We start from the raw sequence: 17,555 nt of genomic DNA, 5'->3' as shown, positions 1-17,555 counted from the left end.
TAAATAGCCCTTGCAATATGCATAATTTTGCGTAAAATAGTCAGTCATTCGGGGCGTAGCGCAGTCTGGTAGCGCACTACACTGGGGGTGTAGTGGTCGCAGGTTCAAATCCTGCCGTTCCGACCAAACATAGTAGTAAAGAGAAAAGCCAATCATTGTTTTTAATGGTTGGCTTTTTTTGTGCTAAATTTAACTGTTGATTGTATGATGCATTAAGCAGATAAATAATAAAAAATCCTGTAAGGCTAGGGCTAATTACCCGAACGGCATTTTTACCACCTCAAACGATGCCAGCGCCTTGCACCTATAGTCAGAGCACTTTTAAACCGCTACGGTGTTACCCGCCCTAGATGTACTCAGTGTACTATCTGTGGTCGGTCGCCTTGTAGCGATTCTAAAATTCCTTGACTATATTTAAAGCTAAGGGTGTGTAAAGGTGTGAACATGAGTAATAATGATATAGCATTAAGCTTTGATACCGCAGAATATTATAATCTACAAGAAGCTTGCGACTACTTAAACAGAAAATTTGAAACCGATAACATATCGCCAAAAAAACTACTTAAAAGAATTTATGAGTTTGATTTAGACGCTTACATTTATGGTAGAGGGTTTTATTTAATGGGAAGTCATTATCTTGATGAAGACAAGTTAGACTTTTTAGATGATTTAGACAAAGACGGTGAAGACTATCAAATCTATACAACGCAAATAGATGCATATTTATTTTTCTGCGACGTAAAGCCCTCGTTAACTTGTAAAGAATTAGGCGTTTTTATCCAGCTAAGCCACAGAATGATTAGCAACTTACTTCTATTGGAACGAACTGAAATTAGTGACGAATGGGCAGATATTGAGGGCTTATTACCACACAATAGACTAAACGCTAATCCAAAAGACGTAGAAGAGTTTCTTTTGCCTAGTGACAGGCCTAGCACATATAAAGGTCAAGATTATAACTTTGATAAAATTAAAGTAGTAGAAAGCAGGTATCAGCCGATATTACCCAAAGAGAGCATCGAAGAGTACGGACTTGAAAAAGCACTATCAAGAATTAATATGAGGGTATTAGATCACTATCATTTAGAAGATTATCAAATAGAACATTACGAAGGGGTTAATAGTCTCTTTAATAACAAAGAAACGTACGCACTTAACCTAGAAGCAACGCCTGATGATATTTTGATTTTACATAAAGATTTAGAGCTGTTAATAGAGCTTATTATCGAGAACAAGCCAGTGATTGAAAAAACAGAAATTGTTTTTAAGAAAAAGGGAGTTAGCCCAAAATTACTCAAGGCAAAATTAGTAGCTGATACACATGCGCAATACTTATGGTCGAAAGACCATGATAAAAAAATAAGAATTGGTGAAATGTGTGAGCTTATATGGAGCTACCTAATTGATACAGGGCATGGTGAAATGCTTCCTGAAAGAACAGCTACTTTAAAGAGCTGGCTTAGCTCGATACCTCAATATGCAAGTGAAGCAGGCAGACCACAATCATAATTTAAATGTATCTCAACCTAAGTTAATCTATATAGACATAGGTTTAGGGGATTTTCTTAATCAACTCCAACCCATAAAATAGCAACCATAAGCCGTATCAATCAAGTTACGGTAAATATGGAGCTATCAGATGAAACACTTAGAAAAAGCTAGAGTCTTAACCAGTACAAAATCAACAGTCCAAAAGCTATTTAACAAGCCACCCAAATGGTCGTTTACTATATTGAAATTTTTGATCGTTATCCTAGTACCGCTATTATCAAATGCACCAGATATTCAGCTTAATTTTTATACCATTAACATCCTATTTTAAGTTGAAAATCCACATAAAAAAACCAGCCATTGAACCCAATGACTGGCCTTTTTATGTTTATTACTCTTCATTAAGTATTACAGAGACGCTTTAGTAATCGCACTTAGCGCTTCATTGATGATAAATACTTTAGACTTAATATCCGTAAAGCCAAATGAGGTCAGTCTCTGGGTATGCTTCTCTAAATATCTGTTGGCATCCTCTAAGTTATCAAACACATAAATACCGCCCGCTTCTTGCGTTGCTTCGTTTTCTGTCCATAGCTTGTAGACCAGACCGCTCTCGTTTGCGATGTCTTCAGCCAACTCTTTCATAGACTCAAAGAATTGGTCACCAAAAGGTCCGCTATAAGGAAAGTCGATTTGCAAAAGATATTTCATTATTGAATCCTCATTATTATTGAATGATTGGCAAAGTATATGCTGCCAGATACTTTCAATCTTAACATAGTAAGATTGACTATAGACTTTTGGCAAGCGAGCAGCTAGGGTAAATGTACCACTTTATAAAGGTTCAACCTATGTCTGAGGTTATCGCTCAGCCCCTCTCGAATTACCTTATAGATGACGCACCTTGGGACGCATACCAGCGACCTTATGTGCGTGATTTGGCGTATGTGCTTGCCTGCCCTAACGTCTTGACCGAATGGCTAGACTTTGCGCCACATCAGAATACACATACCGTGTCGGTACATAGCGCACACTTCTGGCAACAGCAGTTTGCAGCGTATCAGCAGCGTTTGGAAGAGCTAGATAACACCAATGCGTATCAGGCGCTGACCCGCTATTTACTCAAGCGCCCAAGTCCCAATCGACTGGGATTTCACTTTGAGGGGTTACTGTCATTTTGGTTAGAGGATGGCTTTGCGCGCAAGCTACATCCGTATGAGACCCTAGCCAGTAACGTCCAGTTGTATAATGGTAAGCAGACGACTGGTGAGCTGGATTTAATCTTATATAATCATGGAGAAAATCTGGTCGAGCATTGGGAGCTGGCGATTAAGTTTTTTATGGGCTCAGCACCGTTTGCTCCTGAGAACTGGGTTGGGATTAATTCCAAGGACAATCTACAGCGTAAAATGACCCATATGCAAACCAAACAGTTTCGTACCGTATGGGTAAATACCGAAAAGCATGGACAAGTTAACATTGATAAGCGTTATGGCGTGATTAAAGGACGCTTCTTTTTGCCAATTAATACCACTAACTTTAATTATCCATCTTGGTTAGCACCAAGCTTTCCTATACATAAATGGTGCGATAACACCGATATGACTAATCTTGCGACGCTTGATATAAGGGCATTACGAGCTGCCCATTATATCGAATGGTTTACTAGGCGCGACTGCTATGATGGACGACAGCCGCAGGTAGCTTGGTCAAACGACGCAATGCCTATGCCTACGACAGGACTATACTTCGAAGGTCATAGTCCGATCGTCATTTATCCTGAACAGCGCGACAAAACGCATGATAAATTTTAGTAACGTCCACCGCATTATATGCACATCGACGCTTTAGCCATCTGCTTTATTAATGCAATGCAATGAAGCTACCAAGCATAGCGTCCATACAAGCTAATCTCACTGCGTTTGGCTTTTTCTGAATCGAGACTGTCGGTCAGCAATTTGATGCCAGCATAACGACTGTCTACAGCAAGACCAAATGCTTGCGTTTGCGGCTCTATCAAGCCCGTCACCGTAATGGGGAAAGCATCGTTGGACGTTTGGTAGCCTGCGGATAATTGATATAAGTCTTGAATGTCATTCACTTGACCATGTAGACCGAGCTGCCATTGACTGTCTAGCTGATGCTGAAGGCTACCTTCCACTCGCCATGGCAATGTCTGTGTGACATCATCAGTGCTAAGCTGCCCTTCAATCGTATAGAGAGGTCTGCCGTTGACGTCATAATCCAATGCATAACGAGTGCTTGGCATGTCTTTCCAGTGCATACGTCCAAGGATATCGTAGCCACTCAGAGACAACTGCGTACTATCAGACAACTGACCTGTGAGCTGCAAATCGAGCGAATAACCATATCCCGAAGGTTTCGCGGGGTTCCAGTTTAGGTTTTCCTCCCCTAAAGCTGGTGCATCATAGTAATAATCGATGTAAGCGTTGGTTTTATCCAAACTGTCTCGTATGTCTGTCAGCTCATTATTTGGCAACACTTTGGTGCTTAAATCGCCAACTATCTTACCTTCTAATGCATGCAGTCCTTGCCAGAGATTGGCACGAGTCGTCAATTGCCAGTTGGGCATGAGCTGCTGCGTCAGGCCAATATTAGCACCGAATCTTTCATTGTGCTTGGCTTCTAAAAATAACGGATAAGTTTGACTGGTACTTGAGGGCTTTTTATTTTCATACTGCCAATAAACTTCGGCAGTCTCTTTGCTAAACGTCATTAAATAATCATAACGCCAACCTAGACCGTAGCTAATCGCACTGCCCGCAGGACGAATCTCAAGCGACGTCCGACCTTGGGCATAAGCATGATCTCCTGAATCCAAAGGAGCATTCCAATCGTCTAAAAATTCTGAGATAGGCTGTGTTGGACTATGAGCCGTTGCCATCACACTCCACTCTATCTGCGCGTCTGACTGAGTAATATGACTGTCCAGCAAGCCTGTCGCTTGGGGGTAGAAGTAAAAATTCGTGTCAGCAGCTGGTATATCTGCACTATCAGCAACCGCAGCGCTGGATATCATCATAGCGGCAATCGCTGGCGTAGTGATTAACTTGGTACGGCTGTATAAATGCGATGCTAAGCTTTTAGGTAAAAAACCATAGAGACTTGAAACGTTATATGGCATAAATTTCTCACGTTTATTAGAGAGCATAAAAAAGAGACAGGAATCTGTCTCTTTTTTTTGTTGCTATACCTCAATCGCTACTAACAACGGTTGAGAGTCGATGTGACACATGATTTGATTATAGAATAATTAAACTATCATCAGTAAATTTGGCAGTAACTTTGCCATCATTATCCATTAAATCACCGTAGTCTTTACCGTTAACCATGATATCGCCAAGCTTACCCATTTTATCTTTGATAAAATCACCCTTGGCATCAACCTTTAACTTGATCGACGCTTTATTTTGCTCAACGGTAAACTGGGTGCTAACCACATCATAGTTATTATCTAAGCTTGACTTACCTGTTACAAATAGCTTCTTACCCTCTACGCTAGCAGTCAGACCTTGTAGCTCAATAACATTACGAGCAGTACGTTTAAGATTGGCTTGGAAATCAAGCGGAATCGTCGTTGTATTCTCTTTCGTTACCTTGCCTTTAATCGCCAATACTATTTCCATACCTACGTATTTATTGGCGGCCTCTTCGATATCACCAACTTCATCGATTATGATAAATTTCTTTATATCAGCGTCATTGGCAGTCGCATTCAGTGTAATCTCTACATCAGTCATCGGTTTTTGCTTGGTCATCTTGCCCGTTATAGCAAACTTATAAGGGATTGTTCTAACCACCAGACTGTTATCTGCTAGCTTTCTGCTGACATCCAGCGCAGCAAATTCAAAATCTTTTGCTTCAATCACGCTATCATTAGCCGTCAACTTCAGGCTGCTTAATTTGATGACTGCCTTTTCTAGCGTGATGCCTTCTTTATTTGCATCATTGATGTCAAACTCATCATTGACCACGACTTTATCACTGAATTGACCACTGACTGTTGCGCCTTTAGTACTTGAGTTGAGGGCAACGATATCAGTGCCAGTACCAATTTTAATACTCTTGAAACCCAAGCTGCCGTTAAAGTTATCTGTACTGGTGTTTGAGCTTAACGCATCTTCAAAGCCATCAAATGCTACCTTAAAACTGTCTTGATTGACGACAACAGGTCCGTACAAACCTGTTTGTGGGTTATACACATAATCGTATTCTTCAATATCAACCTTGGTGCTACCAGTTAAGGTAAACTTCCCATCAGCATTTAGCGTCGCTAAAAAGTCTTTTTCTGGGGTCAAGACTATATTTCCCAATGCTGTTTCAAACTCTTCATCATTAGCCAGTGCAATAATGTCAGCTGCAGTGAGCTGTGATACATCATTCTCTTCCATATAGTATTTTAGATCACTTGGGATATCGAAGGTATAACCAAGTCGCGTATCTTGCTTTTCTGTAAGGATATCACTTACATCTTCGTAAGCATCTGTAACCGCTTTATTGTCACTGACAAATAGCTTGGCGGTACGAATCATCTCTTTCGCTTGCTCGATCTCAGACAAACTATTATCGACAGGCGGCTTAACTGGCACATCTGGCGTATTAGTACCATTACCAGAAGAGCTATTATTATTGTCATCACCACAGCCTGCTAACGCTAACGTGCTGGCTAACGCTAATGCGCTCAATTTAAAAAATTTCATAACACAGTCCTTTATAGAATGATTTTAAAAACGAGAAGCACCAAAATCTTTATCTAATTAAGCAAATAATGCCTCAATTCAGAAAAGCGCCTCTTAATTTAGAAAACTTAAGTTTGCTTTAAAATAAAATAATAATACTCTTATTTAAACAACTTATCTATAAAGTAAACGGATATAACAGCAATGTTACACAAAAAAATAAATGCCGTTGTTGCGACTAATCTTAACTGTCTACCAAAGATACTTTATCAATAATTTTCAATCACTTGCATCAGCTCGTACCTGAGCATATCTACGCTTGGCATGCGCTCAGCGTGAAAGCGCACAATAGCAATACCGGCACTAGCAAGGGCTTTGTCTTTTTTGTCATCCGCCTTTTGACGCGCTTTACTCGTATGTGTCCAATCATCAAGCTCGATAGCAACCAGCGTGGTCTGCGCATCAATGTCCACAATCACATAATCGACGCTTTGACGACAGATACGATTGAACCAAAAGCTACGCTCGGACGCCTCACTGCTATTGCCTTCGATAATGCGTGACAGTTGAACTTGAACGAAAATATGATATTCCGGCAACGCACTTTTTAGCTTATTAAAGAAAATGACTTCCGTATCCGTCATAATCGGCATCGGCGCAAACGGCCAAATAGCCAACTCATCACCGCGTACTGGCTTTGGATCAGGCTCAACAACTGGAGGTCTTTTCAACAGCTTTGGTACGGTAATCAGCCCTAAAAACCCAACGGCCAATATTAAAAATATAACACCAAATGACATGGTTTTACCTTATACATGATTAAGGCAGCCAAATATGTATGACGACTTCCATAAAGTGACATATATACTCAACTGCGACAGGGCAGCCCTTATAGGCTGACCCGTTATACAGAAAAAATCAGGGACAATCGGCGCACATCGTAGCTAAGCTTACGCCAATCAGCAAACACTAAAACAAAAAACACGACAATAAATGTCGTGTTTGAATAAAACTCAGATAAAACAATAAAATCTAACCAAGACTCTGCTGTTTATTTAGCAATAACAGTCATCCGATTATAGTGATTTTCACACTATTTTAGCGCCAGTATAAAACCCAAGCACTGGTCGTACTGACCTTAGGATCGCTATTGATTTTATCTTTTAACGCTAACGCCGCCACTTTACCGCGCTCAGGACCGACGATGACGCGAACCCCGCGGCTGGTAGGACTGGTCTTAACTTGGTAGCCTGCGGATTTAAATTTCTTTGCTAGTTCGTCAGCTTTGGCTTGATCGTTTGCCAATGCTACTTGCACCCCAAAGCTGCCTTTGGCGTCGGTTTCTTTGACTTCTTTACGGGCTTCGCTGAGTTTCTGCTGTGCTTCACGTTTAGCATCCGCTGATTTTTTGGCTAAAGCCTCTTCTTTCTGACGCTTGTCTTCGCGTGCCTGCTCAGCCGCTGCCGCTTCACGTGCTAATCGCTCTACTTGCTTACGTGATGGAATGGTGATGTTTTGACCCAGTTGTAGCGATGTCGACGGTGACAGATCATTCGCTTGTGCCAATACTTCTACTGGCATATTGTATTGCCGCGCCAGTTTAATCAGCCCATCTCCTCTTTTGACTTGATAATCAGAAGGCGATTTTGGCGGCTCATTTTTAGCCGCTTCTGCTGCCGCTTGTTTTTTCTCAGCCGCAGCATCCGCTTGTTTCTTAGCATCCGCTTGTCTTTTTGCTTCCGCTTCTTTTTTACTGTCTGCTAGTTTCTTGGCGGCAGCCTGCTCTTTAATCGCCGCTTGCCTTTGAGCTTCTTGTTGCGCTTGGGCAGCTTTTTGCTGGTTGCCAGTGTTTGTCTCACTTTCAGCTGACACAGCAACGCTAGTCTTTTTTATTGGCGTTGTAGCGTCATTTTTTTCCGCGTCGGATTTATCACTCTCTTCAGCAGCTGCCGCACTACTGGCCATATACTGCTGACTTTCTGCACGGGCTTTTGCCAATGCTTCCGCCTCAGCGGCTTCTTGTTCGGTTAAGAACTGCTGGGCACGTTTCTCTTGTTCAGCAACGCGAGCAGCGCGCTCTTTTTGTTTTTCTGCCAAGATACGTTTTTCAGTCTCGATATCCGTCGTCAGCGGCTGAGGAGACTCTTGCTCAGGGCTTAGCTTATCTACCATTGCTGACGCTGGTTGTGGTTCATTACTATCACCAATCTGTTGCACCATGGCGTATAGCATCACGCTACCGCCGATAATCATCCCAATGCCCAATAAGGCTTGTCTCGAAAAGTTCATCCGTTTACGTCTCTTAGTTGGTAATAAGGTTGATTGAGCGGCGCAACTGTCGTCTCAAAACTGTGTTTAGATAGTTTTAATAGCCTTGATAGGTGTCATTGCCACCAGTTGCGTCCATCCGTTTTTAAATGTTATGCCAAGCGTTTAATGCCATTATAGAGCAACTTGCCAAATCACTTTGATTATAAAGCATATTTTTCATACTGTCTGCCATCATGCTACTGCTAAGATTAACATTAAATAAGCACCATTTTAATGTTAATTATCAACCGCCAGTGCGGCCAGTGCCTCGCCGATCGTATGAAAGGAGCCACATACCACGATAAGGTCTTGCGGCTGACTGGCATTGATAACTGCCTCGGTCGCTTTTAATAAACGTTTAAATTCGTGTATTTGAGCATTGTCGACATAGCTCGATAGGATACCTTGCAAGTGCTCAGTGCTCGCAGCACGTGGATAATCAATCTCAGCGACAAACCAATCGCTAATCGGTAAGCCCGCTATCGTCAAATGCTGCACGACTTTATTGATATCTTTATCACCCAACATAGAAAACAGCATTTTAATGCTGGCAGGTTTTCCTATAGCTTTACTGATATAATTACTATTTGGATTACTGCTTTGATTGAGAGCATCAAAGCTATTTTGATTGGCTAGATGCTGTTGCCAAAGCGGTAATAATTGCGCCAATAAAAACTCAACGCCTTGCTCGTTATGCGCCACATCAAACAGCCAATGGCGATTGTGGATCTCACGATAATCAAAGCGGCCAGCGAGCCTGACCGTTTGCAGCGCCTGCTCGATAGCAGTGCTATCGACATTTAACGAACTTGCGAGCACTGCTGATAACGCAGTGGCAGTATTGGTCAATGACAGTGCTGGGCACGGTAACTGCATAGTGACCGCAGCATTGCTATATTGCCAAGCGCTTGCACCCACTTCACGATAATCAAAATCTCGCCCAACTTGATAACAAGTTGCTTGATGCTTATCAATCGCTTGCTGCACACTGACTGGCATTGCAGTAGCACCATAAACCACGCTGATACCATCACGTAAGATACCTGCTTTCTCACGGCCAATATCTTCCACATTGTCACCCAGCCAATCGACATGATCGATAGCGATATTGGTAATCACTGCCATATCAGGATCAATGATATTGACCACATCTAAGCGCCCACCCAGCCCGACTTCCAACACCCAGACATCACAGTCCGCTTCGGCAAATATTAATAATGCGGCAAGTGTGGTCATCTCAAAAAATGACAAGGTCAGCTCACACGCTAATCGCGCTGCTTCTACCTTGCTAAAGGCTTCAATTAACGTCTCGTCACTGACCATCTCGCCATTGATACGCACGCGCTCATTAAATAAACTTAGATGCGGTGATTGATACAGAGCCGTTTTATAGCCTGCTGCTTGGCACATCTGCGCGATGACAGCCGTCGTTGAGCCTTTACCATTGGTGCCTGCCACCGTAAATACATAAGCATCGTCTTTGGCTGACTGTACCACGCCTAACGCCTCGGCAATTGGCAAAACTCGCGACAACCCCATGTCTATTGCCGATACATGAATCTGCTGCATATAATCGAGCCATTCGGTCAAGCTAGAATGCTTGTTGGGAGTGTTAGCGTTAAAAAGTAGAGAGTCGGACATGGACACAGCCTATATTGAAATATTTGAATAAAAAATGGTCAATGAGAAAGCATTCATTAAGAAAGTACAGACAGTATATAACTACCTGTCCAAAAAGCAAAAATAGCATTTACCGCTGTTGACGATAAATGCTATTGATTGATCTTACTTAGTCAGAGAAATTGAGCATGCTACTAAGCATAAGTCATGCGGAATATTAAACTCAGTTATCCGTTAGTCAAGCCGATGAGCAAGCTAGGCATCAACATTAGGCATGCGGCTTAACTTTGCCAACAGACGATAAATAGTATCAATCATTTGATGACGATGTACCACTTCATCGACCACACCGTGCTCTAACAAAAACTCGGCACGCTGGAACGGCTCTTCTAGCGTCTCACGAACCGTTTGCTCAATCACGCGCTTACCAGCAAAGCCGATCATGGCTTTTGGTTCTGCTAAATGAATATCACCTAACATAGCGAGCGACGCAGTCACACCGCCATAAACAGGATTGGTCAATATCACGATATACGGCACGCCAGCAATTCTCAAACGCTCAATTGCAGCAGCCGTTCGTGCCATCTGCATCAAAGACAGTAAACCTTCTTGCATACGTGCGCCGCCAGAGGCAGCAAAGCAGACTAAGGGCACGTTGTCTGCCAGCGCTTTCTCAGCCGCCTCTACGAAACGGTCACCAACTACAGAGCCCATAGAACCGCCCATAAAGCGGAAATCAAAGGCACAAGTCACTACATCAAGATTGCGCAGCTTACCATACAGCACAATCAGCGCCTCAGACTCGCCGGTTTTGTCCTGTGCTTCTATCATACGCTGCGGATACGGCTTACTATCCACAAAGCTCAATGGATCTTTGGCAGTAAATTGTTGTCCTAGCTCACCGTCTACTTGATCGAGCAACCAGTTTAAGCGCTCACGAGCACTCATCGGTAAATGATGATCACAATGCGGGCAAACATAGCAGTTAAAAATAAGCGCCGTATTGGTAATCATCGAATGACAATTACTGCACTTGGTTGACGGTTCAGTCTCTACTGCTGTCAAAGGCGCTGTCAATTGCTGCTTGATACCCGGTATCGGGCGATTAAACCACGATTGCCCAGCAGTATTACCGTTTGGCTCAGCGTTACTTTTTTCAGTATGGTTCGGAGTCTTCATATCAGGTTTTATTATCGTATCAGTCATATTATTCGCCATTATCAAAGGCTTATCGACAAGCTGGCTCATGCGCTTGTCCCTAAGAATCGATTTATAAGGATCAGTTTAATCGTCACATATTCTCATAACTTTCGCAGTTATAAAGCGCAGTTATAAGGCACGCTTTCGTGAAACTGTAACAATTTATATGTGATGTTAGTTTACACACGTAAACTAACTTTAGCAAAGTCATTTAACCCTGTCTTTATAAACATTGTTATTCATATTGCCATGACGACTTAAGTGACGATAATTTAACTTTATTTCACTCAGGCACTCAAACTATCAAGTGCACCGCGTAGCTCATCCATTTTTGCCATGATTTTTTGCTGAGCGGCGGCAACCGCAGTGCTATCATTGGCATCTATATCAGCAAAATTCTGCACCAAGGCACTACCGACAATAATACCATCCGCATGCGCTCCAATCGCTTTAGCAGAAGCCGCATCACGAATACCAAAACCCACACATACTGGCAAATCAGTTGCTGCTTTAATCGCTTGCACTTGAGTCGCAACATCATCAGTATCAAGTGTTGCCGAACCCGTCACGCCTTTTAATGACACATAATAAATATAACCACCGCAATGGGTCAATACTTGCTCACGGCGCTCAGGTAAAGTGGTTGGTGACAATAAGAAAATTTCATTCATCGAATGTTCAGTCAAATGCTGGGTAAAGCTGCCCGCCTCGCTTGGCGGCAAATCAACCATCAAAATACCATCGACACCTGACTGCTCACATAGCGCGACAAAGTTGTCATAGCCGATGATTTCAACGGGATTGAGATAGCCCATCAAAATAATGGGCGTCTGCGTGTCTTGCTGACGGAATTCCGCGACCATTTTTAGGGCATCACGTGTACTCGTACCTGCGGCTAATGCACGCTCTCCAGCTAAAGCGACGACTGGGCCATCTGCCATCGGATCAGAGAACGGCAAGCCAACTTCGATCATATCCGCGCCATGCTTAACCAAATCATGAAGCAAACCAACGAAGTTGCTTGGATTGGGGTCACCTGCCATCACATAAGGAATCAGGGCTTTTTTGTTTTGTGATTTTAAAGTTTCAAAAGTGCTTTCAATTCGGGTCATATTGGTCTCTTATAATTTTAAAATTAATTCATTGTCATTGAATCGCGTAAGGCACGCATCTGTTTAATAGAATTGTCAAAATTCGCTTGGGCAGTTTCTATAATGGCTGCGATTTGAGACACTACGTTAGCATCTAACTGACTGATAAGAGATTTCTGATGCCAAGTCTCAATACGTTCTAAGCGTTCTATATACATCGAATTAGGTAGGTTCTGGCATTTATTGACTAAGAATTCTCGCCAAGGCATTTCTCTTTTTTCATCACCATTACAAATATTGCATGCCAGCACAAAGTTATAAATTTCATTAGTACCGCCATCTTTTACAGCTTGCAAGTGGTCAAGATGACCTTTGCGACTGTTAGGATCAATGACTATCTCGCAGTAAGCGCATTTATTATCAAAGTAGTTCCAAACTTGCTGCTTCTGAGCTTTATTAGGATGAGTATCTATAACTTGTAATAGGCTACGCTTAATCTGATTTTTTGCCATAGAGGGGGTGACTTTTGACATCTTACTAATTCTCTGCTCTTTCAAAATTAAATAATATGAATTTATATTGCGAACCCTCTATTAAGCTTAATAGAGGGCATTATCAATCTTATTAAAAAAACATCAATAATTTTTAAGCCAGAAAATGACTCTAAAGCTCAATCCCTTCCGCCTTCATCACTGAATGCAAATCTTTATCCCCACGACCAGACATATTAACGATAATGGTTTGATCAGGGGTCATCGTCTTAGCTAGCTTCAATGCATAAGCAACGGCATGCGCAGATTCGAGCGCAGGGATAATACCTTCTTTACGCGTCACTTCATGGAAGCCTTCTAGCGATTCTTTATCAGTACAGCCGACATATTCAACACGCTTCATGTCTTTTAAGAAGCTGTGCTCAGGACCAACGCCAGGATAATCAAGACCTGCTGAGATAGAATGCGTCTCTTGAATTTGACCGTCATCATCCGCCATAAGATAGGTACGGTTACCATGCAGTACACCGATACGACCAGCGGCTAATGGTGCCGAATGGCGACCCGTTTCGATACCGTCACCCGTTGCTTCAACGCCATACATTTTAACGTCAGTATCGTTTAAGAAATCAAAGAACAAGCCAATGGCGTTTGAGCCACCACCCACACAAGCGACTAATGCATCTGGTAATTTACCCGTCATTTGCAGATGCTGAATACGTGCTTCTTTGCCGATAATCGCTTGGAAATCGCGTACCAATAACGGATAAGGATGCGGACCGGCAACCGTACCGATGATGTAATAGGTGCTATCGACATTAGTAACCCAATCACGCATCGCTTCATTCATGGCATCTTTTAGGGTACGTGAGCCTGAAGTCACTGGCACAACCGTCGCACCGAGCAAACGCATACGATAGACGTTCATCTTTTGACGCTCGACATCATCAGCACCCATATAAACGATACACTCAAGCCCCAAACGCGCGGCAATCGTCGCCGTCGCGACACCATGTTGCCCTGCGCCAGTTTCCGCAATAATGCGTTTTTTACCACTCATCTTGGCAAGTAGCGCCTGCCCAATGGTGTTATTAACCTTATGGGCGCCAGTATGGTTTAAGTCTTCACGTTTAAAATAAATTTGCGCACCACCAATCTCATCGCTCAATCGCTTGGCATGATATAAAGGCGTTGGACGGCCGACATAGTTGACCAAATCATTGTGATATTCTTCCCAAAACGCAGGGTCTTTTTTTACTGTGTTATATAACGTTTCTAGCTCTTCTAGTGCTGCCATCAAGGTTTCAGAGACAAAGCGACCGCCATGCACGCCGAAATGTCCACGGGCATCAGGATATTGATTGAAATCTTGTACGTTTTCTGGATTGGTGAAGGTATTAATAGCTTTAGCAGTGGTAGATACATCTTTGCTCGCGACATGACTCATGATAATTCCTACTATAATAAGTGGTATTTTTTAAAATAAATAAGGGGGAAAATTTTCCAAGTAATTAGCTATGTAACGGATAAAAAGTTCACGGCTAAAAAACTAGTTACTGATATTCGAAGGTTCGCCAAGCGTCTCATTTTGCCATCGGTCGCGTTTTACCGCTTTCATAAAGGCACGCATTTTGGCAGCGTCTTTTTTGCCTTTGTCAGACTCAATCCCACCGCTGACATCGACCGCATAAATAGGCAAGTCTAAAGTGGCAGCGACATTATCGGCATCCAGTCCGCCCGCTAAAATAATAGGTAGCGAGCTGTCTTTCGGTAGCAGATTCCAATCAAAACGTGCCCCTGTGCCGCCATATTTATGGGGATGGTAAGCATCCAATAAGATACTGTTCGCGCCAGCGGCAGCAAACTCATTAATCTCGGCGCTTACGCTAGCGGCAGTGTGTTGGTCAGCATTGATACGCAGCGCTTTTATCCAGCGTTTATTGACCGCACTGGCCAGCTGCGCACATTGCTCCGGTGTTTCATCACCATGGAATTGAATGATATCAAAAGCGACCTGATTCGCTAATTCTATCAGCTCTGCGCGCGGCATATTCACCACTAGAGCCATTATACTTATAAAAGCTGGCAAAGACGCACTTAACGATTGCGCCTGCTCGATAGTGACAGCGCGTGGACTGGGCGGATAAAATACCAAGCCAACCGCATCAACACCCAACTGGGCGGCAATTTTAATATCATTAGGCTGGGTAAATCCGCAAAACTTAACGTGCATGATGTGACCTTAGATATAACACTTAGTGCGACACTATTAGACTGTCTTCGCTACATTGACGGCAAGTAAACGTCAATTGCCAACGCTAAAGCGTAAATATGAGGATTTGTTAATTGAATGGTAAATCCATTGCATCCAAAAACTTATCCTAGCATACTTTTATTACCAGTTTTGTTTATGATTGCGATTGATTAATAGAGGGATAGTTGAATGTCTAAAACGGCGGCGGAAACGTCTCATAGCACAGATAGCATAGATAACACCGAAACAAGCAACGTCAACAATAGCGACGATGCCACTAGCGTAAACCCAGCACATTATTTAATGTGGTTTCGTCGTGACCTGCGAGTTCATGATAATACCGCGCTAGCTGCGCTTTGCGAGCAGGCAAATGCGGATAACGCCTCAGTAAGCGCTATTTACTTCGTGACTCCTGAACAATGGCAGGCACATGACATGTCGCTGACACAGCTCGACCATATCGCTCGCACCTTGCCTATCCTAGCCAAATCTCTGCAAACACAATTAAACATCCACTTAACAATACAGCTCTGTCCAAGCTTTACTGACTGTGTTGAGGCGATGCTAGATATCTGTAGCGCGAACCAGATCAGCACTGTGATGGCAAATCACGAGTACGAAGGCAATGAGATTAAGCGTGATGAACAATTAACCAAAAAGCTTGCAAACAACGATATAGAATTTATCCGCTGGCATGATCAATGTATCTTGCCACCACAAACCATCACCACGAACGATGACAGCATGTATCAGGTGTTTACCCCATTTTATAAAAAATGGCGGCATACCTTGGATATCAGTACCATACAAATGCATGAGGCATCCGCCATAAATGGCAACACTAAAGTCAAACTAGAAGTCTCGAACGCCAGTGCTACTATCGAAGATATAGAAAGAGTAAGTAAAGAAGTAGTCGAAGATTATCAAAAGGCACTGCAAAATGCTGGTTTATTAGAGCCCATGGATATAGACGTACAGCTTGAGCACGCTCGGGCAGCCTACCCTGCTGGCGAAGCGGCGGCGTGCCAGCGTTTAGAGGACTTCATCGCTGAGGATATTGATAACTACGATATCAGTCGCGATGTACCCAGTTTAAATGCCACCAGTCAGCTATCTGCCTACCTGACTATTGGCGCAATCAGCCCCAGACTTTGCTACTTACAAGCTACCCTACAATTAAGCAAAGCACTGGGAGAATTACATGAGAATGAAGGTGACGGTGACACCTTAGACAGCGGGGATAGCTTTAACAACACTGATAATAACGACATTAACCGCTGGATAAGTGAGCTAGCTTGGCGTGACTTTTATCGCCATGTTTTAGACTATAAGCCCGAGCTGATTCGCCATCAAGCGTATAAACATGAGACTGATGTCAAAATTAACTGGTCATATAATCAAGATGATTTTGCGGCGTGGTGCAAAGGTAAAACTGGCGTGCCGTTAGTCGATGCGGCAATGCGCTGCCTGAATGCAACGGGCTTTATGCACAATCGCTTGCGGATGGTCACGGCGATGTTTTTGACCAAGGATTTATTGATTGATTGGCGCTTAGGTGAGCGCTACTTTATGCAGCAGCTGATAGACGGCGACTTTGCCTCCAATAATGGGGGTTGGCAATGGAGCGCGTCGACTGGCACCGACTCTGCACCTTACTTTCGCATTATGAACCCTTTTAGCCAAGCCAAAACCCACGATACCGATGGCGAATTTATCAAGACGTGGCTGCCTAAGCTAAAAGCCATTCCTACCACCATCTTGCATAGCGAGGATAAAATGCGTCAAGCACTGGCAAAGGGCGGTAAGTTTGCTGATATTGATTACCCATTACCGATGGTCGAACATAAAGCGGCTCGCCAATTAGTGATTGCTGAATTTAAAAAATAGCGACGCATTACATCAACACTAAGACCTCAATTTACTAAGAATTTCAGCTATGGCATCTTATTCAGATTATCTACCCTTACTAGGGCGTGTCCTCATTTTAAAAATGGTGATAAAAATGAGATAAATTACCGTCAAACAAGGAAAGTAGCGCACATAATATCGAAATATTAAGAAGCTGTTTGACGATGTTTGGCAAAATTTAGCTATTTTTAGCACATTTAGAAAGTAATCGATTGAATTGAGGACACGCCCTAGTATCAGTTGGTTGCTTATAATATACGAGTTTGGATAATGTATAAGGCATAGGCTAATAAAGTGAAGCTTATAATTAACAGTACCCATGTCGCAAAAGAAAGCGATTCTTTCACTTTAGGGCGCTTATTAAGCTGACGTTCAGGCTTAGAAGACGGTTTATTATTAAGAGTTGTCATATACGCCACCTTTTGTATAGGGTTATATTATCAACGATAATTCATAAGTTGATTATGAATAATAGATAAGTTCTACTATA

At 42.7% G+C, this 17,555-nt stretch carries 15 protein-coding genes and 1 tRNA gene; 4 read left to right on the top strand and 12 right to left on the bottom strand.

Going from position 1 to position 17,555, the window contains the following annotated elements; translation table 11 throughout:
- Nucleotides 1–49: 49 nt before the first annotated feature.
- Both ACT3S4_RS07760 and ACT3S4_RS07755 read left to right on the top strand, forming a co-directional pair.
- Nucleotides 50–126 (top strand) — tRNA-Pro (locus ACT3S4_RS07760).
- A 318-nt stretch (nucleotides 127–444) separates the two neighbouring features.
- Nucleotides 445–1,509: a hypothetical protein gene (locus ACT3S4_RS07755; protein ID WP_444760851.1), complete on the top strand. Its 1,065-nt coding sequence runs from the start codon at nucleotides 445–447 to the stop codon at nucleotides 1,507–1,509.
- A gap of 390 nt (nucleotides 1,510–1,899) precedes the next feature.
- Here the strand turns inward: ACT3S4_RS07755 and ACT3S4_RS07750 are convergent, their stop codons facing one another.
- Nucleotides 1,900–2,202, bottom strand: coding sequence for a monooxygenase (locus ACT3S4_RS07750; protein WP_238049739.1), 303 nt, complete (start codon nucleotides 2,200–2,202; stop codon nucleotides 1,900–1,902).
- A gap of 140 nt (nucleotides 2,203–2,342) precedes the next feature.
- On the opposite strand from ACT3S4_RS07750, the gene ACT3S4_RS07745 reads away from it, so the two are divergent.
- Complete coding sequence (locus ACT3S4_RS07745; protein ID WP_444760850.1) at nucleotides 2,343–3,305, top strand: DUF1853 family protein; 963 nt, start codon at nucleotides 2,343–2,345, stop codon at nucleotides 3,303–3,305.
- A gap of 68 nt (nucleotides 3,306–3,373) precedes the next feature.
- Here ACT3S4_RS07745 and ACT3S4_RS07740 read toward each other — a convergent pair whose 3' ends face one another.
- The 10 genes from ACT3S4_RS07740 to ACT3S4_RS07695 form a co-directional block, all read right to left on the bottom strand.
- Entirely contained in the window at nucleotides 3,374–4,636 is a 1,263-nt protein-coding gene (locus ACT3S4_RS07740; protein WP_444760849.1) for a DUF5723 family protein, read from the bottom strand.
- Between the two features lie 118 nt (nucleotides 4,637–4,754).
- On the bottom strand, nucleotides 4,755–6,212 hold the full coding sequence (locus ACT3S4_RS07735) for a hypothetical protein (protein ID WP_444760848.1): 1,458 nt from the start codon (nucleotides 6,210–6,212) through the stop codon (nucleotides 4,755–4,757).
- 248 nt (nucleotides 6,213–6,460) lie between these two features.
- The gene (locus tag ACT3S4_RS07730; protein ID WP_444760847.1) at nucleotides 6,461–6,991 is read right to left on the bottom strand and encodes a DUF2726 domain-containing protein; all 531 of its coding nucleotides are present in this window, start codon (nucleotides 6,989–6,991) and stop codon (nucleotides 6,461–6,463) included.
- A 298-nt stretch (nucleotides 6,992–7,289) separates the two neighbouring features.
- Nucleotides 7,290–8,480: an SPOR and LysM peptidoglycan-binding domain-containing protein gene (locus ACT3S4_RS07725; protein ID WP_444760846.1), complete on the bottom strand. Its 1,191-nt coding sequence runs from the start codon at nucleotides 8,478–8,480 to the stop codon at nucleotides 7,290–7,292.
- A gap of 258 nt (nucleotides 8,481–8,738) precedes the next feature.
- The gene (locus ACT3S4_RS07720; protein ID WP_444760845.1) at nucleotides 8,739–10,142 is read right to left on the bottom strand and encodes a bifunctional folylpolyglutamate synthase/dihydrofolate synthase; all 1,404 of its coding nucleotides are present in this window, start codon (nucleotides 10,140–10,142) and stop codon (nucleotides 8,739–8,741) included.
- A 234-nt stretch (nucleotides 10,143–10,376) separates the two neighbouring features.
- Nucleotides 10,377–11,339, bottom strand: a complete 963-nt coding sequence (accD, locus tag ACT3S4_RS07715) for an acetyl-CoA carboxylase, carboxyltransferase subunit beta (protein ID WP_250163948.1) — start codon at nucleotides 11,337–11,339, stop codon at nucleotides 10,377–10,379.
- A 269-nt stretch (nucleotides 11,340–11,608) separates the two neighbouring features.
- Nucleotides 11,609–12,433, bottom strand: a complete 825-nt coding sequence (trpA, locus tag ACT3S4_RS07710; RefSeq protein WP_250163766.1) for a tryptophan synthase subunit alpha — start codon at nucleotides 12,431–12,433, stop codon at nucleotides 11,609–11,611.
- Nucleotides 12,434–12,456: 23 nt separating this feature from the next.
- Nucleotides 12,457–12,945 carry an HNH endonuclease gene (locus ACT3S4_RS07705; RefSeq protein WP_250163765.1) on the bottom strand — a complete coding sequence of 163 codons (489 nt, stop codon included), beginning with the start codon at nucleotides 12,943–12,945 and terminating at the stop codon, nucleotides 12,457–12,459.
- A 130-nt stretch (nucleotides 12,946–13,075) separates the two neighbouring features.
- The gene (gene trpB, locus ACT3S4_RS07700) at nucleotides 13,076–14,350 is read right to left on the bottom strand and encodes a tryptophan synthase subunit beta (RefSeq protein ID WP_250163764.1); all 1,275 of its coding nucleotides are present in this window, start codon (nucleotides 14,348–14,350) and stop codon (nucleotides 13,076–13,078) included.
- A gap of 102 nt (nucleotides 14,351–14,452) precedes the next feature.
- Entirely contained in the window at nucleotides 14,453–15,136 is a 684-nt protein-coding gene (locus tag ACT3S4_RS07695; RefSeq protein ID WP_250163763.1) for a phosphoribosylanthranilate isomerase, read from the bottom strand.
- A gap of 210 nt (nucleotides 15,137–15,346) precedes the next feature.
- Here ACT3S4_RS07695 and ACT3S4_RS07690 point away from each other — a divergent pair, with 210 nt between their 5' ends.
- The gene (locus tag ACT3S4_RS07690; RefSeq protein WP_444760844.1) at nucleotides 15,347–17,044 is read left to right on the top strand and encodes a cryptochrome/photolyase family protein; all 1,698 of its coding nucleotides are present in this window, start codon (nucleotides 15,347–15,349) and stop codon (nucleotides 17,042–17,044) included.
- Between the two features lie 269 nt (nucleotides 17,045–17,313).
- Here ACT3S4_RS07690 and ACT3S4_RS07685 read toward each other — a convergent pair whose 3' ends face one another.
- A complete protein-coding gene (locus tag ACT3S4_RS07685; RefSeq protein WP_444760843.1) occupies nucleotides 17,314–17,475 on the bottom strand; it encodes a hypothetical protein in 162 nt (53 codons plus the stop codon).
- Nucleotides 17,476–17,555 lie beyond the last annotated feature (80 nt).

The organism is Psychrobacter sp. AOP30-A2-5, assembly GCF_052378115.1.
Lineage (GTDB): Bacteria > Pseudomonadota > Gammaproteobacteria > Pseudomonadales > Moraxellaceae > Psychrobacter.
This window is presented reverse-complemented; position numbering and strand designations above follow the sequence as displayed.

Coding starts and splice junctions, on each gene's coding strand:
- ACT3S4_RS07725 (WP_444760846.1), bottom strand. CDS start 8,480: ATGAACTTTTCGAGACAAGCCTTATTGGGCATTGGGATGATTATCGGC.
- ACT3S4_RS07740 (WP_444760849.1), bottom strand. CDS start 4,636: ATGCCATATAACGTTTCAAGTCTCTATGGTTTTTTACCTAAAAGCTTA.
- ACT3S4_RS07685 (WP_444760843.1), bottom strand. CDS start 17,475: ATGACAACTCTTAATAATAAACCGTCTTCTAAGCCTGAACGTCAGCTT.
- ACT3S4_RS07720 (WP_444760845.1), bottom strand. CDS start 10,142: ATGTCCGACTCTCTACTTTTTAACGCTAACACTCCCAACAAGCATTCT.
- ACT3S4_RS07730 (WP_444760847.1), bottom strand. CDS start 6,991: ATGTCATTTGGTGTTATATTTTTAATATTGGCCGTTGGGTTTTTAGGG.
- ACT3S4_RS07755 (WP_444760851.1), top strand. CDS start 445: ATGAGTAATAATGATATAGCATTAAGCTTTGATACCGCAGAATATTAT.
- ACT3S4_RS07750 (WP_238049739.1), bottom strand. CDS start 2,202: ATGAAATATCTTTTGCAAATCGACTTTCCTTATAGCGGACCTTTTGGT.
- ACT3S4_RS07745 (WP_444760850.1), top strand. CDS start 2,343: ATGTCTGAGGTTATCGCTCAGCCCCTCTCGAATTACCTTATAGATGAC.
- ACT3S4_RS07690 (WP_444760844.1), top strand. CDS start 15,347: ATGTCTAAAACGGCGGCGGAAACGTCTCATAGCACAGATAGCATAGAT.
- ACT3S4_RS07735 (WP_444760848.1), bottom strand. CDS start 6,212: ATGAAATTTTTTAAATTGAGCGCATTAGCGTTAGCCAGCACGTTAGCG.
- trpA (WP_250163766.1), bottom strand. CDS start 12,433: ATGACCCGAATTGAAAGCACTTTTGAAACTTTAAAATCACAAAACAAA.
- accD (WP_250163948.1), bottom strand. CDS start 11,339: ATGGCGAATAATATGACTGATACGATAATAAAACCTGATATGAAGACT.
- ACT3S4_RS07695 (WP_250163763.1), bottom strand. CDS start 15,136: ATGCACGTTAAGTTTTGCGGATTTACCCAGCCTAATGATATTAAAATT.
- trpB (WP_250163764.1), bottom strand. CDS start 14,350: ATGAGTCATGTCGCGAGCAAAGATGTATCTACCACTGCTAAAGCTATT.
- ACT3S4_RS07705 (WP_250163765.1), bottom strand. CDS start 12,945: ATGTCAAAAGTCACCCCCTCTATGGCAAAAAATCAGATTAAGCGTAGC.